The 15,748-nt window shown below is 55.4% G+C and carries 13 protein-coding genes; 6 read left to right on the top strand and 7 right to left on the bottom strand.

What is annotated here, in order from left to right:
• Positions 1-6: 6 nt before the first annotated feature.
• A complete protein-coding gene (locus AC2FAP_RS19770) occupies positions 7-474 on the bottom strand; it encodes a DUF6130 family protein (RefSeq protein ID WP_020883054.1) in 468 nt (155 codons plus the stop codon).
• Between the two features lie 111 nt (positions 475-585).
• Complete coding sequence (locus tag AC2FAP_RS19765; protein WP_449541449.1) at positions 586-1,779, bottom strand: MFS transporter; 1,194 nt, start codon at positions 1,777-1,779, stop codon at positions 586-588.
• A gap of 97 nt (positions 1,780-1,876) precedes the next feature.
• On the opposite strand from AC2FAP_RS19765, the gene AC2FAP_RS19760 reads away from it, so the two are divergent.
• Positions 1,877-2,767 (top strand): LysR family transcriptional regulator, encoded by an 891-nt coding sequence (locus tag AC2FAP_RS19760; protein WP_410377772.1) that lies wholly within the window; start codon positions 1,877-1,879, stop codon positions 2,765-2,767.
• Here the strand turns inward: AC2FAP_RS19760 and AC2FAP_RS19755 are convergent.
• Complete coding sequence (locus AC2FAP_RS19755; RefSeq protein ID WP_020883056.1) at positions 2,764-2,934, bottom strand: YfgG family protein; 171 nt, start codon at positions 2,932-2,934, stop codon at positions 2,764-2,766. The genes AC2FAP_RS19760 and AC2FAP_RS19755 overlap by 4 nt on opposite strands.
• Before the next feature lie 370 nt (positions 2,935-3,304).
• On the opposite strand from AC2FAP_RS19755, the gene AC2FAP_RS19750 reads away from it, so the two are divergent.
• Positions 3,305-5,545: an EAL domain-containing protein gene (locus AC2FAP_RS19750; RefSeq protein WP_151711832.1), complete on the top strand. Its 2,241-nt coding sequence runs from the start codon at positions 3,305-3,307 to the stop codon at positions 5,543-5,545.
• A 4-nt stretch (positions 5,546-5,549) separates the two neighbouring features.
• Here AC2FAP_RS19750 and ppx read toward each other — a convergent pair whose 3' ends face one another.
• The 4 genes from ppx to purM form a co-directional block, all read right to left on the bottom strand.
• Positions 5,550-7,088 (bottom strand): exopolyphosphatase, encoded by a 1,539-nt coding sequence (ppx, locus tag AC2FAP_RS19745; protein WP_020883058.1) that lies wholly within the window; start codon positions 7,086-7,088, stop codon positions 5,550-5,552.
• Positions 7,089-7,091: 3 nt separating this feature from the next.
• Positions 7,092-9,152: a polyphosphate kinase 1 gene (gene ppk1 / locus AC2FAP_RS19740; protein ID WP_014171133.1), complete on the bottom strand. Its 2,061-nt coding sequence runs from the start codon at positions 9,150-9,152 to the stop codon at positions 7,092-7,094.
• Between the two features lie 229 nt (positions 9,153-9,381).
• Positions 9,382-10,023: a phosphoribosylglycinamide formyltransferase gene (gene purN, locus AC2FAP_RS19735; protein ID WP_333096785.1), complete on the bottom strand. Its 642-nt coding sequence runs from the start codon at positions 10,021-10,023 to the stop codon at positions 9,382-9,384.
• Positions 10,020-11,057, bottom strand: a complete 1,038-nt coding sequence (purM, locus tag AC2FAP_RS19730) for a phosphoribosylformylglycinamidine cyclo-ligase (protein WP_014171131.1) — start codon at positions 11,055-11,057, stop codon at positions 10,020-10,022. The genes purN and purM overlap by 4 nt, the downstream gene beginning before the upstream one ends.
• A 266-nt stretch (positions 11,058-11,323) precedes the next feature.
• Here purM and AC2FAP_RS19725 point away from each other — a divergent pair, with 266 nt between their 5' ends.
• The 4 genes from AC2FAP_RS19725 to AC2FAP_RS19710 all read left to right on the top strand — a co-directional run bounded on the left by AC2FAP_RS19725 (position 11,324) and on the right by AC2FAP_RS19710 (position 15,719).
• Positions 11,324-12,754 (top strand): 6-phospho-beta-glucosidase, encoded by a 1,431-nt coding sequence (locus AC2FAP_RS19725; protein ID WP_020883060.1) that lies wholly within the window; start codon positions 11,324-11,326, stop codon positions 12,752-12,754.
• Positions 12,755-12,919: 165 nt separating this feature from the next.
• Entirely contained in the window at positions 12,920-13,546 is a 627-nt protein-coding gene (gene upp / locus AC2FAP_RS19720; RefSeq protein ID WP_020883061.1) for a uracil phosphoribosyltransferase, read from the top strand.
• 86 nt (positions 13,547-13,632) lie between these two features.
• Positions 13,633-14,922, top strand: a complete 1,290-nt coding sequence (gene uraA, locus AC2FAP_RS19715) for a uracil permease (RefSeq protein WP_014171128.1) — start codon at positions 13,633-13,635, stop codon at positions 14,920-14,922.
• A 95-nt stretch (positions 14,923-15,017) separates the two neighbouring features.
• Positions 15,018-15,719, top strand: a complete 702-nt coding sequence (locus AC2FAP_RS19710; protein ID WP_212479862.1) for a DnaA inactivator Hda — start codon at positions 15,018-15,020, stop codon at positions 15,717-15,719.
• Positions 15,720-15,748: the final 29 nt, after the last annotated feature.

Below are 15,748 nucleotides of genomic sequence, written 5' to 3'. Positions count from 1 at the left end.
GGCTCCTTAAAAATGATGGACCGTTGCGTGAGGCGGTACGGTGAATTCAATGGTTTTATGGTCGATGGGTTTATGCGTGGGGTCGGCCAGAATTATGGTCACTTTATGCTTCCCGGCGGGTAACCCAACCAGAATGATTGGCTCTCCGCTGGTATCGGCCCAGTGCCAGGGGGCGTCATCCACCACGACATGGATATGGCCGATTCGTGGTGTGACCTTCAGCGCATCGGGCCCGAATACCGGCTCGATGCGCAGGTTTTCAGCCCGGTATTGAATAAAGACCGCCCCCTTGCTCAGCGGGCCGGCAAGCGGTGGATCGACAATCAGCTTAGCGGCCGGTTGTGGACGTTCCAGCGGGGCAACAGCGGCAGGGCCGTTGACGTCGGCAGCGCTGAGGTTATCCAGCGGTGCGGCCCAGGAGCAGGTTGCTGACGCCAGAACAAGTGCAGGGAGCAGTAAATAACGACGGATCATCTGAGTCTCTCCTCAATCGGTTTCAAATTCGGTTTCAAACAATGACAGACACAGAAAACCATTTTTATGTATCCGGGATGTTTGCGGGGAACGGCGTTTTGTACCGGCTTGTCAGCGTGGCGCTCCGGATACAGTGGGATACATTTCATCATTCCGCGCGGGGTCTGCACTGCGCACAATCGCTATCGCCAGCCCGGCAATCACCAGCGTCAGCGCGGTGGAAACCCACATTGCGCCGGCGATCCCCAGCGTTTTGTTTAGCCACGCATAGGCAAACGGCGATGCCGCGGCCATAAGCTGTGCGGGAATGAGCAGCATGCCGGTGCGGCGGGCATAGCTTTCGGCGCTGAAAAGCGTCAGCGGCAGGGTGGCTTTTACTATCGTCATCAGCCCGTTGATGGCGCCGTAGCCCAGCACAAAACCGGCGGCACACCCGACAAACAGCGAGCTGCTTAACCCGATAACAAAGCAGAGCGGCATGGCGAGGGCGGTCAGGAGCGTCAGGTTGAGCGGGGTTAAGCGTGCACCCGCCAGCACCTCCGTGGCGCGTGCGCCCGTCTGGCCAACGCCCCACAGCATGCCAATGGCGACCGGCAGGCCAAAACTGGCAATAAACTCTGGCAGATGGGTGGACGTGCCGTTAGAGACAAAGGTCATGAGGGCAATAAACGTGGCATACCGCCAGCCGTTACGCCGTTCCTCGCGCACGGGCGGCGCGGTAACGTGCGGGGGGGCCGCCAGCTGCTGGTGGGGAAGCGTGCGAATCAGCACCGCACTCAGCAGGCCAAAGAGGGCGTAGATCTGCAATGCGTGTTGCCAGCTCATCACTTTCAGCAGCCCATCACCCAGCGGCCAAAAAACCGCTGAGGCCAGACCGCCAGCGAGCGTGATGCGCGAGATCGTTCTGCGTGCCTGCTGGCCGTACAGGTTCACCAGCGCGGCGAACAGCGCATCATACAGCGACAGCCGCATCCCGATACCGGTAACCAGCCAGGCACCGTACCAGCCGAACAGCGTCTGCGTATATGCCATGCCCGCGCAGCTTGCAGCAATCAGTAACGTTCCGCTCATCACCACGCTCTGCCCGCCAGCGTAAGCCAGCAGTCGGGCGACAAAAGGGGAGACCATCGCCATTACCAGCATCGCCAGCGTCAGGCCGAGGTAGAGCTGCGGTGATGACCACCCCCGGTCGGCCACAATGGCCTGGGCAAAGGTCCCGGGCATATAAAACGAGATCCCCCAGTTGATAAGCTGATGACAACCTGCCCGGAGGGCGAGGTGACGGGGAAGGGCAGGTGTTTTCATTGTTTTTCATTCCGTTATGCAGTTGTCCTGAGCATAGCGAGCGCGCTATTGTGCTGGCAGGTCAGTCACCTTATGCGCTGTATAAGAGAAACTTTGAATGACAACGCTCAACCTGGGCTATCTCGCGACGTTCCGTCTGGTTATCCAGCGCGGCAGTTTTTCCGCGGCGGCGGACCTGCTGGGCATTTCCCAGCCGGCCGTCAGCCTGCAAATCCGCCAGCTGGAGCAGTTTCTGCAAACCCGGCTGGTAGAGCGTACCGGGCGGGGTATCAAACCCACGGCTGCCGGGCAGGCGTTGCTGGTGCACGGGGAGCGTATTCAGCAGGCGGTGGATGAAGCCATTCGGTCCGTGAGTGAGTTCAGCCACGACGTGAGTGGCACCATTACGCTTGGTACGGGCGCAACGGCCTGCATTCATCTTCTGCCGCCGCTGTTACAGCAGCTCGGACGTGACTATCCGCTTCTCAGAGTGGGCGTGACGACCGGCAATACGCTCGACATCGTCCGGGCAATTGAAGAAAACCGTCTTGATATGGGGCTGGTGACGTTACCGGTGAGCGGAAGAGCGCTCGACGTTACGCCGGTGATGGACGAAGAGTTTGTTTTTATCGCGTCGCTGGACCAGCAGGACGGTTTTCAGCCGTTGACGCCCGCTGCGTTGCACGCGCAGCCATTCATTGCTTTTGAATCAGGCAGCGGCACCCGGGCGCTGATCGACGGCTGGTTTGCGGCCGAGGGGCGAATCCTCACGCCGGTGATGCAGCTGGGCAGCATCGAGGCGATCAAGCGGATGGTACGTGCGGGGCTTGGCTACAGTATCGTGCCGCGTATGGCCGTAGACCTGGCGGCTGACCGCGAAGGGCTATGCATGATGTCGCTCACGCCCGTGCTGCAGCGACAGCTGGCTGTGGTGATGCGCCAGGATAAAATCCTGAGCAAAGGAATAGCAGGGATAATTCGGATATTACAAAATCCTTCGACGCGTTAGCGATCGGCTGAATCAACGGTCAGGCTGGATTGCTGTGACTGGGCCTTGTCCTGATGGTGATACCAGGCGCCAATAGAGGAGTAAACGAAGCGGCCGAAGAAAAACAGGAAGCTGATAAGCAGTATGATGCGGGTCATCCGGGTGTTGAACTGATGTCGTTTTCGCATACGCGTGGCCTGACTCACTGTGTTTTTCCTGGGCATGCCCTTTTGGGCGACAGGGATATTAAGGCACAGCGGGAAGAGAGGGTCAATTCGCAAATGTGTAAATAACCGTCAACAGTTACATTAATTAATGTTATTGAAATTAATAATTGCATTTACCATATTGATAATATGAAGAAAACTATTTCAAAAAAAATGTAAGAAAGGATCGTTTGAGTAAATTAGTTTGATTTAAGTCAACGGTTTCCCTGGCCTGGTATTTAAAATCCCACCTCCATGCTGTTCGCCCCACACCTTGTCGGGCGGCAGGTACGTCAGGTTGGATGCCTGTCTTCATTTCCCTCTGGAGCGAAAGGGGTTTAAACGGGCATCTATGAACATTATTTCTTTCCTGAAAAACAATAAAGACCGCTGGTGGGCTTTACCGCTTATTTTACCGGTGGGTTTACTGCCTGTATTAAGCGTTGCCAATACCTTTACCCGATTGGGCGATGGTCTGGTGGCACTCTATTATTTACCTCTCTCCTTTCTGCTTTCAGTGATGATGTTTTTTGGTCTGGAAGCGCTTCCCGGCATCGTATTGTCACTGTTCATCCGCTACTACCCGTCGGTTGGGTTGTTCGAAACCATCGCCGGCATTTTTCATTTTATTGTCCCTGTTGTGCTCAGCTGGGGAGGGTATCGGGTGTTTGCGCCCAGACGCAGCATGACGGCTTACGGGGATGTCAGACTGATGGCGCAGCGTATCTTCTGGCAGGCCTTTTGCCCCGCGACGCTGTTTCTGGTGCTGTTTCAGTTTGCCCTCTATCTGGGGGTGTATGAGAGCCGTCAGAGCCTGGAGGGGTTGACCCCGCTTAATATTCGCACGTTGATTAACTATCAGGCGCTGCTGGTCAGTGGGCTGACGGGCGTGCCGTTAAGCTATTTATTGATCCGTCTGATTCGCCATCCGCGGTATATCAGAAGTCTTGTCTCGCAGGTGCGAATGCAGATAGACAAAAAGGTGACGGTCATTGAATTTCTGCTGTGGGCCATTGCGCTTGGCGGGCTGCTTACCCTGCTGCTGCTCCCGATGAATGAAAACAGCTCGATTTTCACCACCAACTACACCCTGTCGTTGCTGATGCCGGTGATGTTGTGGGGAGCGATGCGGTTTGGCTATAAGCTGATGTCGCTTATCTGGACCCCGGTGCTGCTGGTGTCCATCCACTATTTTTACCGCTATATCCCTCAACAGTCCGGGTATGACATTCAGTTGGCAATTACCTCTTCCAGCTATCTGGTCTTTTCGTTTGTGGTGATTTACATGTCGATGCTGGCCACCTGCCAGCGCGCCGCAAATAAACGTTCCCGCAGGCTGGCGCTACTCGACCCGGTTGTCCATATGCCGAACCTGCGGGCCTTGTCGCGCGATCTTGCCAAAAACCCGTGGTCGGCGCTCTGTTTGCTGCGCATTCCGGAGCTGGAGGTGCTGGGCCGAAATTACGGGGTGTTGTTGCGGATCCTGTATAAACAGCAGCTGGCGCAATGGGTCAATGGCACCTTGCAGCCCAGTGAGCGGGTCTATCACCTCACCGGCTGTGACCTGGCGGTTCGCCTTAACGCGGAATCGCACCAGCAACGCATCGAGGCGCTGGACGAGCATATTAAACAGTTCCGCTTTGTCTGGGATGGGATGCCGCTGCAGCCTCAGGTGGGCGTGAGCTACTGCTATGTGCGCTCACCGGTGACCCATCTCTATCTGGTCCTCGGTGAACTGGGGGTAATTGCCGATCTGTCGATTTCGACCAACCATCCGGAAAATCTGCAGCAGCGCGGTGCTGTCCATCTCCAGCGTAGCCTGAAGGACAAGGTTGCGATGATGAGCCGTCTGCAAAGTGCGCTCGACAGTAACGCGTTTACTCTGCTGGTCCAGCCGGTTTGTGGCGTGCGGGGCGATTGCTACCACGAAGTGTTGCTGCGGATGTCGGATGCAAACGGGGCGTTGCTCTCTCCCTTGCAATTCCTGCCCGTCGCCCAGGAGTTTGGCCTGTCGTCGCGGGTTGATTTGTGGGTTCTGGAGAACACGCTACACTTCCTGGCAGAGCATCGGGTACATCTTCCCGGCCAGCGTTTTGCCATTAATCTGGGCCCTTCCACCGTGTGCCGTGCGCAGTTCCCGGCTGAGGTGAGTCGTCTGCTGGCGAAATACGCCGTGGAACCCTGGCAGCTGATATTTGAAGTGACCGAGTGCAGCACCTTCGGCAGTGGTGAGCAGGCGTTACATACCCTCAGGCAGTTGCAAAAAATGGGGGTACGCATTGCGATTGATGATTTCGGTACCGGCTATGCGAGCTACGCGCGGCTGAAAAGCGTGGACGCCGATATCCTTAAGATAGACGGAAGCTTTATCCGCAATATCGTCAACAACAGTCTGGACTATCAGATAGTGGCCTCGATTTGCCATCTGGCGCGAATGAAGAAAATGCTGGTGGTCGCGGAGTATGTCGAAACAGAAGAGATACGTAGCGCGGTTCACGCGCTAGGTATCGATTATGTGCAGGGTTATCTGATTGGCAGACCGGTGGCGCTTGAGTCACTGCTGGAAGCAGAGGCGTCGCCGGTCGAGGCCTGAGGGGTTACGCCGCGACGTCTGAGCTCTCTTCTTCGATTTTGAGTAGCCAGCCGGTGACCGCTTCCCAGTACTGCTGCTCTTTTTCCAGATCCAGCAGCACCAGCGCATTCTGGCTAAACCAGTCTGGCGGGAAGCTCAGGGTCCAGTGGTTGTCATCCGTTTTGAGCTTCAGCGTGGGCGGGGTGGTCGTGGCCTGACGCTGGTTATTGAGCAGGACGCCGAGACGCAGCAGCTGAATAAGCGGCAGGAATTGCTTCTTCTTAAACAGCGTGAAGCGCGGCAGATCGTCAAGCTTGATGGCTTTACGATGGTAGCGCACCAGGGTCGCCATCATGGTTTGCTGCTCCTGGTTGAAGCCAGGCAGATCGCTGTTTTGCAGGATATAGGCTGAGTGGCGGTGCATTCCGCTGTGGTTAATATTCAGTCCCACTTCGTGCAGCATCGCTGCCCATTTCAGCAGGGCGGCAAGCTGCGGATGCGCCAGCTTAGGGTTCTGCTCCTGCCACTGGTCGTATATCTGAACGGTTGTTTCCAGCACGCGCTTCGCCTGTTCGCGGTCGATATTGTACTGGTTTGCCAGGCTTTGTGCGGTGCGGCTACGAATATCCTGATGGCGGAAACGGCCTTCCATTTCATACAGCACACCTTCACGCAGCGCGCCGTCGGAAAGACGCAGCTCTTTAATTGCCAGCGCATCAAATACGCCGCACAGGATAGCCAGCCCCGGTACGAATACCGCTTTGCGCTCGTCGGAAAGACCCGGCAGGCTTAAGGCGTCAAAGCTTTTATGTTTCAGCACCTCTTCGGTCAGCAAGGTCAGGCGCTCAGGGGTGATAAACCCATCTTTTTCACCCATCGCCAACAGCACTTCATGTGCCGCTTTGATGGTGCCCGATGCGCCCAGCGCTACGTTCCAGCCCTGAATACGGTACTGCCAGGCCAGGTTCTCCAGTTTCTGGATAGCGGCCATGCGCGCGCGCTGGAAGTTTTCGCGGCTGATTGCGCCACCCGGGAAATACATCTGCGCAAAGCTGACGCAGCCCATACGACGGCTTTCGACCAGACGCGGCTCAAAATCTTCGCCGATCACCAGTTCCGTAGAGCCGCCGCCGATGTCGATGACCAGCTTGCGCCCTTTTTCCGGCTGAGTGTGTTCCACACCCATGAAAATCAGACGGGCTTCCTCGTTACCGGAGATGATCTCAATGGGGTAGGGGATCACTTTTTCGGCCCGCTTGAGGAATTCAGGCGCGTTCAGCGCCTGGCGCAACGTGTGGGTGCCTACAATGCATACGCTGGAGGGCGAGAAGCCCTGCAGGCGTTCAGCAAATAGCGACAGGCAGTTTAAGCCTCGCTCCATTGCCTCTTCGCTGAGCATGCTGCGCTCATCAAGACCATCCGCCAGGTGTACACGCTGCTTCAGACGACCGATGATCTGCAACGCGCCATCCACCTCACGGGCGATGACCATGTGGAAACTGTTAGAACCAAGATCGACCGCGGCGAATTCCTGCGGGCGTGGGGTCTTATCATTTATCGGCATAGGTTAATCGGGTTGCTCGAGTGATTTGATATAGTCGTAAATCGCCAGTTGCGACCGCACTTTACGGCGATTGCCGCGCGGTACATAGCGGTTACTGAGTTCTTTGTCGATATAGCGTGCTTTCACCGTATCGCTGAACAGAATCTCGATGATATCGAGGATCTGCTGTTTCAGCCGCGGATCCAGGAGCGGTGTCGCGACTTCAATTCGGTAGTCAATATTGCGCGTCATCCAGTCTGCAGAGGAGAGATAGACCTGTTTATCACCCGCATTATCGAAAATATAGACCCGATCGTGTTCCAGGTAGCGGTCAACAATGCTGATCACGCGAATATTGTCGCTAATGCCTTCGAGTTCAGGGATCAGTGAGCACATACCGCGTATCAACAGATTGACCGGAACGCCGGAGCTGGACGCCGCATACAGACGATCCACCAGTCCTTTGTCGACCAGGTTGTTGAGTTTCAGCGTAATGCCCGACGACAGCCCTTTCTGGGCATTAGCGATCTCTTTATCGATCATGTCGTACAGCAGGCGGCGTGAGTTCTGCGGCGAGACCAGCAGATAATCGAAGCTGACCGGGCGGTACGGGTTCTCAATAAAGTTGAACACCCGGCGAACCTCGTTAGTGATGCGCGCATCGGCAGTCAGCAGCGAGTAGTCGGTATAAATTCGCGCGGTTTTTTCGTTAAAGTTTCCGGTTCCGATGTGGGCATAACGCACCACGTCCTCCCCCTCTTTACGGGAGATAAGGAACAGCTTGGCGTGAATTTTCAGCCCGGGTGCTGAGAAGATAACGTGGACACCGGCTTCCGTCAGACGGCGCGCCCAGTGAATGTTTGCCTCTTCGTCGAAGCGTGCCTGCAGCTCAACCACCACGGTCACTTTTTTGCCGTTATGCGCCGCATGGATCATCGCGTCGATGATGCGGGAATCTTTTGCTACACGGTAGATGTTGATTTTGATCGCCAGTACGTTCGGGTCGAACGAAGCCTGACGCAGCAGTTCCAGCACGTGTTCAAACGTATGGTACGGATAGTAGAGCAGGACATCGCGCTCGCGAATGGCGTCGAAACCGTTACGGAATTTATCGAACCAGAGATGGCGCAGACGCGGCAGCGGTTTGTTCACCAGATTGGCCTTGCCGACGTTCGGGAAGCCAATAAAGTCTTTAAAGTTATGGTAACGACCGCCCGGCACGATGGAGTCATAGCGAGAAATGGTCAGCTTGTCGCGCAGCATTTCCACCATGGCATCTGGCATATCGCGCTGATAAACAAAGCGCACCGGCTCCGCGGTCAGGCGCTGTTTCAGGCTGGATGACATCAGCTCCATCAGGCTGGCTTCCATCTCGTGCACCAGATCGTATTCGGCGTCACGGGTCATCTTCATGGAGTAGGCGTTTAACGCGTCGTAATCGAAGAAGCCCTTGAAGATGTCGTCCAGGCAGTAACGCAGGATGTTATCGAGCAGGATCATTGGCTTGCGTCTGCGCGGAGTTTCCGGCGGCAGGTTCACAAAGCGCGGCACCTTATCGGACGGGATCTCAAGCAATGCGTAACGAATCGTGTCGCCACGAATAATTTCCACCGCGAGGTAGGTGTAGTCATCTTTCAGGAACTGCACCAGATCGGTTTCGCGGTTGATCAGAATAGGGGTAATGTGCTGGCGCAGGTAATGTTTGAAATAGTGACGCAGCCAGGTTTGTTGGTTAACAGAAAGCTGACGCTCGTTAATCAGGAAGATTTGATTGCGTGCCATTTCCAGCAGCAGTTCGTTATACAGGCCGTCAAACTCCTGATCGGCTTTCAATACGCGCGACTGAATTTTGCCCAGCAGATGGCGCGAGTGAGAGTTTAAGCCCTGTTCTTCGCTGATGATGATTCGCCGTTTCAGTTCGGCAAAGCGAACCTTGTAGAACTCATCCAGGTTGTTGGAATAAATCCCCAGAAAACGCATACGCTCGATAAGCGGGTTACTTTTGTCTGCCGCTTCCTGGAGTACACGTTCGTTGAATGCTAACCAGCTTAGCTCTTTCTCGATATATAACTTTTCCTGACCCATTACAGCTCACACTCCAGTTCAATCACAGGACGTGGTAAATCCGTCTCGTCCTTATTATGGCGAGCATTTCCACGATATGTCCAACAGTGCCAGAAAAGTATGACAGTTATTTTTTTTCTGGGGGATTTTAGAGGGTTGGGGGAAGGGCATGTCGGGAAGCGCGGTGCTCACCCGACAGTGAAGACCACAGGCCCGTGCAGGCGTCGCGCCGCCGGGCACATCAAACAAACTACTCGTCAGCGGCATAACCCTGTGCAGGGAGCCTGACGCCGTCCAGCCAGGCGACACCGTCGCGCATCTGAAGACGCCCGTCAACAAACCAGCTTACCACCAGAGGATAAATGGCGTGTTCCTGCGTCTGCACGCGTTCGGTAACGTCGTCTTCGCTGTCACCTTCAAAGACCGGCACCTTTGCCTGCAGGATCACCGGCCCGCCGTCCAGCTCGTCGGTAACGAAATGCACGGAGGTACCGTGCTCTTCATCGCCGTTTTCCAGAACCTGACGATGGGTGTGCAGGCCGGGATACTTCGGCAGGAGGGAAGGGTGGATATTCAGCAGACGACCAGCGTAGTGCCCGACAAAGGCCGGGCTCAGGATACGCATATACCCCGCCAGCACGACAACGTCAGGCGCGTAGGCATCAATCTCCTGAACCAGTTCCCGGTCAAACGCTTCACGTCCGGAAAACTGGCTGGCTTCCAGCGCGTGCGCGGGAATGTTCTCTTCCCGGGCACGTTCAAGGCCGAACGCGTCGGCCTTATTGCTGAATACTGCCCGAATGGTGCCGTTGATTTTCTTCTGTTTGCAGGCGTCAATTATCGCCTGCAAATTGCTTCCGTTACCGGAAATGAGCACCACAATGTTTTTCATTCAATGACCACACGCTGTTCGGAATCGGATGCTTTGATAATACCGATTTTCCACGCGTTTTCACCTTTGTCGGTCAGCAGCGTAATCGCCTTATCCGCTTCGCTTGCTGGCAGCGCGATAACCATGCCCACGCCACAGTTAAAGGTGCGGTACATCTCGTGTGAGCTCACGTTGCCCGCAGTCTGCAGCCAGTTAAAGACGGACGGCCACTGCCAGGACGATTCGTCGATCACCGCCTGGGTGTTGTCCGGCAGGACGCGCGGAATGTTTTCCCAGAAGCCGCCACCGGTCAGGTGGGCAATGGCGTGCACGTCAACCTTCTCGATCAGCTCCAGCACGTTTTTCACGTAGATGCGGGTCGGCGCCAGCAGATGGTCAGCCAGTGGCTTGCCATCAAGCTCGGTGGTCAGTGGATCGCTGCCGCTCACGTCGAGGATTTTACGCACCAGAGAGTAGCCGTTCGAGTGTGGGCCGCTGGAGGCCAACGCGATCAGCACATCACCATCAGCTACTTTACTGCCGTCGATAATTTCTGATTTTTCTACTACGCCAACGCAGAAGCCTGCGACGTCATAATCTTCGCCATGATACATACCGGGCATTTCGGCGGTTTCACCACCGACCAACGCACAGCCAGACTGCAGACACCCTTCGGCAATGCCGTTAATGACGCTTGCTGCGGTATCCACGTCCAGTTTTCCGGTCGCGTAGTAATCCAGGAAGAACAGCGGCTCTGCGCCCTGAACCACCAGGTCGTTAACACACATCGCGACCAGATCGATACCGATCGTGTCGTGACGTTTTAAATCCATCGCCAGGCGCAGTTTCGTCCCTACACCATCAGTACCCGAGACCAGAACAGGTTCACGATATTTTTGCGGCAGCGCGCACAGTGCGCCGAATCCACCCAGACCACCCATCACTTCCGGGCGGCGGGTTTTTTTCACCACACCTTTGATTCGGTCAACCAGCGCATTACCTGCGTCAATATCAACACCGGCATCTTTGTAGCTGAGAGAAGTTTTGTTGGTCACGGCTCAAGTCCCCACGCGATTGCATAGCTAGTAAGAAAAATCGGCGCAATTCTAACAGTCCAGGCAAACGTTTGCGAGCCTATTCTCGGCGAGAGGATTTTTTTTTCAGCAGGCCCTGCGAATGCGCCCAAAGTTGAGTCTGTTCACGAAAATGAAACCGGTTTCGGTTTTCTCCTTGCAACAGAAAGCCCCTTTGCACATCATCAGAATGAAACCGGTTTCTGTAATTGTTTTTGCAGAAAATAACGCAGAATGAGGGAAAGTGTATGTCAGGATTCAAAGCAGATTTTCTGTGGGGTGGTGCGGTCGCAGCGCATCAGCTGGAAGGGGGCTGGAACGAGGGCGGTAAGGGGATCAGCGTTGCCGATGTGATGACTGCCGGCGCGCACGGCGTGCCGCGTGAAATCACCAACGGCGTGCTGCCAGGGAAAAATTACCCTAACCATGAAGCCATCGATTTCTACCATCGCTATAAAGAGGACATCAAACTCTTTGCCGAGATGGGCTTCAAATGCTTCCGTACCTCCATCGCCTGGACGCGTATCTTCCCGAAAGGGGACGAGCTGGAGCCTAATGAAGCTGGCCTGAAATTCTATGACGACCTGTTTGACGAGTGCCTGAAGTATGGCATCGAGCCGGTTATTACCCTTTCCCATTTCGAGATGCCGTTCCACCTTGTCACCGAATACGGTGGCTGGCGTAACCGTAAGCTGATCGACTTCTTTGTTCGCTTTGCGGAGGTTGTGTTCAGACGTTACCAGCATAAAGTGAAGTACTGGATGACCTTTAACGAGATCAATAACCAGGCCAACTTCCACGAAGACTTTGCACCGTTTACCAACTCCGGTCTGAAGTACGAGCCGGGCGAAGACCGCGAACCGGTAATGTTCCAGGCGGCACACTATGAGCTGGTGGCCAGCGCCCTGGCGGTGAAGGCCGGGCGCGACATTAACCCGTCGCTGCGGATCGGCTGCATGATTGCCATGTGTCCAATCTATCCGCTGACCTGTGCCCCGGACGATATGATGATGGCGATGAACGCCATGCACCGTCGCTACTGGTTCACCGATGTCCACGTGCGCGGCAAGTACCCACAGCATCTGCTTAACTACTTTGCTCGTCGCGGTTTCACGCTGGATATCACAGAAGAAGATAACGCGGCGCTGACGCAGGGGTGTGTCGATTACATTGGCTTTAGCTATTACATGTCTTTCGCCACCAAAGCGACGGCGGATAACCCGGAGCTGGATTACGACGAAAGTAAGAGCCTGGTCTCCAACCCGTACGTGCAGAAATCTGACTGGGGCTGGCAGATTGATCCGGTGGGCCTGCGTTACTCCCTGAACTGGTTCTGGGATCACTATCAACTGCCCCTGTTCATCGTGGAGAACGGCTTTGGCGCCATTGACGTGCAGGAGAGCGACGGTTCGGTGAATGACCAGTACCGTATTGATTACCTTGCCGCGCACATCCGCGAAATGAAAAAAGCGGTGGTCGAAGATGGCGTTGATCTGATGGGGTATACCCCGTGGGGCTGTATCGACCTGGTGTCTGCCGGAACGGGTGAAATGAAAAAACGCTACGGCTTTATCTTTGTCGACAAAGACAATGAAGGTAACGGCACCCTGAACCGCAGTAAGAAGAAGTCGTTTGACTGGTATAAGCAGGTGATAGCCAGCAACGGCGACACTCTTTAATTCCAGCAGAGTAAAAACGCAAAAAGCCGGAGCTTGCCCTCCGGCTTTTTTGCCTCTAAAACACTTTGCTTGATGTACGTCAAGCAAGTTGGGTATGGTGCAATCCGAAAAAAGCGGTATAATCCCGCGATTTTTTTGCGGTTGCCCCCTCAGAGGAGAAAGAGAATGAAGATTGTGGAAGTGAAGCACCCACTCGTTAAACACAAGCTGGGCCTGATGCGTGAGCATGACATCAGCACGAAGCGTTTTCGCGAACTGGCTTCTGAAGTCGGCAGCCTGCTGACCTATGAAGCGACCTCTGACCTGGAAACGGAAAAAGTGACCATCGAGGGCTGGAACGGCCCGGTTCAGGTTGAGCAGATCAAAGGTAAGAAAATTACCGTTGTGCCCATCCTGCGTGCCGGCCTCGGCATGATGGAAGGCGTGCTGGAGCACGTGCCAAGCGCGCGCATCAGCGTGGTCGGGGTCTACCGCGACGAAGAGACCCTGGAGCCGGTACCGTACTTCCAGAAGCTGGTGTCTAACATCGACGAGCGTATGGCCCTGGTGGTTGACCCGATGCTGGCGACCGGCGGTTCAATGATTGCCACCATCGACCTGCTGAAAAAAGCCGGTTGCAGCAGCATCAAAGTGCTGGTGCTGGTTGCTGCACCAGAAGGTATCGCGGCGCTGGAAAAAGCGCACCCGGACATCGAACTCTATACCGCGTCTATCGACCAGGGGCTGAATGAGCACGGGTACATCATCCCGGGGCTTGGCGATGCCGGCGATAAGATTTTTGGTACTAAATAATCGAATAACGATAATGAAGCCGACTTTGATAGTCGGCTTTTTTTTGAATAAAACGCCAACAACAATACTACTCAGAGGAAAACACTATGACGCGCCGTGCTATCGGGGTGAGTGAAAGACCGCCGCTTTTACAGACAATCCCGCTTAGTCTGCAGCACCTGTTCGCCATGTTTGGCGCAACCGTGCTGGTGCCAATCCTGTTTCACATTAACCCGGCTACCGTGCTGTTGTTCAACGGTGTGGGTACGCTGCTTTACCTCTTTATCTGTAAAGGCAAAATCCCTGCCTATCTCGGCTCAAGCTTCGCCTTTATTTCACCGGTTCTGCTGTTGCTGCCGCTGGGGTATGAAGTGGCGCTGGGCGGCTTCATTATGTGTGGCGTCCTCTTCTGCCTGGTCTCTTTCATTGTGAAGAAGGCCGGTACCGGCTGGCTGGACGTTATGTTCCCGCCAGCCGCAATGGGGGCCATTGTCGCCGTCATCGGTCTGGAGCTGGCGGGCGTGGCGGCCAATATGGCTGGCCTGCTGCCTGCTGACGGGCAGTCACCGGATTCCAAAACCATCATTATCTCGATGGTGACACTGGGCGTAACGGTGTTTGGTTCCGTGCTGTTCCGCGGTTTTATGGCGATTATCCCGATCCTGATCGGTGTGCTGGCGGGGTACGCGCTCTCCTTCGTGATGGGCGTTGTTGATACCACGCCTATTGCTGAAGCGCACTGGTTCGCACTGCCAACCTTCTATACCCCGCGCTTTGAATGGTTTGCCATTTTCACGATCCTGCCCGCGGCGCTGGTGGTTATTGCTGAGCACGTAGGTCACCTGGTGGTGACGGCAAACATCGTTAAACGTGACCTGATCCGCGACCCGGGTCTGCACCGCTCGATGTTTGCCAACGGCCTCTCTACCATTATCTCCGGTTTCTTTGGTTCTACGCCTAACACCACCTACGGTGAGAACATCGGCGTGATGGCGATTACCCGTGTCTACAGTACCTGGGTCATTGGCGGCGCGGCAATCATCGCCATCCTGCTCTCCTGCGTGGGCAAACTGGCGGCGGCTATCCAGATCATTCCGGTACCGGTAATGGGAGGCGTCTCTCTGCTGCTGTACGGTGTGATCGGCGCGTCCGGTATTCGCGTGCTGATTGAATCCAAAGTGGACTACAGCAAAGCGCAAAACCTGATCCTCACCTCCGTGATCCTGATCATCGGCGTGAGCGGCGCGAAGGTGCACATCGGTGCGGCTGAACTGAAAGGCATGGCGCTCGCGACCATCGTGGGTGTGGGCCTGAGCCTGATCTTCAAACTGATCTCTGTCCTGCGCCCGGAAGAAGTGGTGCTGGATGCTGAAGACAGCGAAAAAGCGTCACATTGATCGTAAAATCGGGCGGACGATCCGCCCGGTTCTCTCCTTGCACGTTCCGTGCTAAACTCACCGCCGATTTTATGTAAGATCTGGTTGAGGTACTTCTGAACGGACCGGCACAGCTCTCTCTGCCACTCTATCTCCCTGACGACGAAACTTTTGCGAGTTTCTGGCCGGGTGATAACCCCTCTTTACTGGCTGCACTGCAAAACGTGCTGCGTCAGGAACACAGCGGATACATCTATATCTGGTCACGCGAAGGCGCGGGGCGCAGCCACCTGTTGCATGCCGCCTGTGCGGAGCTTTCCGCGCGGGGTGATGCGGTAGGCTATGTGCCGCTGGATAAACGTACCTGGTTTGTGCCTGAAGTCATGGAGGGAATGGAACATCTCTCACTGGTCTGCATTGATAATATCGAATGTGTGGCGGGGGATGAGCCGTGGGAAATGGCGATCTTTAACCTCTATAACCGCATTCTGGAGTCGGGGAAAACCCGGTTGCTGATCACCGGCGATCGTCCGCCGCGCCAGTTGAATCTGGGGCTGCCGGATCTGGCTTCCCGTCTGGACTGGGGGCAAATCTACAAGCTGCAGCCGCTGTCGGATGAAGACAAACTTCAGGCGTTACAGCTGCGCGCAAGATTGCGCGGCTTTGAACTCCCGGAAGACGTGGGGCGTTTCCTGCTCAAGCGCCTGGACCGGGAAATGCGCACGCTCTTTGATACGCTCGATCAGCTCGATCGCGCTTCGATTACCGCGCAGCGCAAGCTGACCATTCCTTTTGTAAAAGATATTCTGAAGCTGTGATGCGCTTTTCTCCCTCTGCCTGGCGCAGA

Source organism: Enterobacter cloacae complex sp. 394I7 (assembly GCF_057320345.1).
Note: the sequence above shows the minus strand (reverse complement) of the source record. Positions and strands in the feature narration are given on the sequence as shown.

What these genes read in the sequence shown, in the direction of transcription:
- AC2FAP_RS19770 (WP_020883054.1), bottom strand. Translation starts at nt 474, where the DNA reads ATGATCCGTCGTTATTTACTGCTCCCTGCACTTGTTCTGGCGTCAGCA.
- AC2FAP_RS19765 (WP_449541449.1), bottom strand. Translation starts at nt 1,779, where the DNA reads ATGAAAACACCTGCCCTTCCCCGTCACCTCGCCCTCCGGGCAGGTTGT.
- AC2FAP_RS19760 (WP_410377772.1), top strand. Translation starts at nt 1,877, where the DNA reads ATGACAACGCTCAACCTGGGCTATCTCGCGACGTTCCGTCTGGTTATC.
- AC2FAP_RS19755 (WP_020883056.1), bottom strand. Translation starts at nt 2,934, where the DNA reads ATGCGAAAACGACATCAGTTCAACACCCGGATGACCCGCATCATACTG.
- AC2FAP_RS19750 (WP_151711832.1), top strand. Translation starts at nt 3,305, where the DNA reads ATGAACATTATTTCTTTCCTGAAAAACAATAAAGACCGCTGGTGGGCT.
- ppx (WP_020883058.1), bottom strand. Translation starts at nt 7,088, where the DNA reads ATGCCGATAAATGATAAGACCCCACGCCCGCAGGAATTCGCCGCGGTC.
- ppk1 (WP_014171133.1), bottom strand. Translation starts at nt 9,152, where the DNA reads ATGGGTCAGGAAAAGTTATATATCGAGAAAGAGCTAAGCTGGTTAGCA.
- purN (WP_333096785.1), bottom strand. Translation starts at nt 10,023, where the DNA reads ATGAAAAACATTGTGGTGCTCATTTCCGGTAACGGAAGCAATTTGCAG.
- AC2FAP_RS19725 (WP_020883060.1), top strand. Translation starts at nt 11,324, where the DNA reads ATGTCAGGATTCAAAGCAGATTTTCTGTGGGGTGGTGCGGTCGCAGCG.
- upp (WP_020883061.1), top strand. Translation starts at nt 12,920, where the DNA reads ATGAAGATTGTGGAAGTGAAGCACCCACTCGTTAAACACAAGCTGGGC.
- uraA (WP_014171128.1), top strand. Translation starts at nt 13,633, where the DNA reads ATGACGCGCCGTGCTATCGGGGTGAGTGAAAGACCGCCGCTTTTACAG.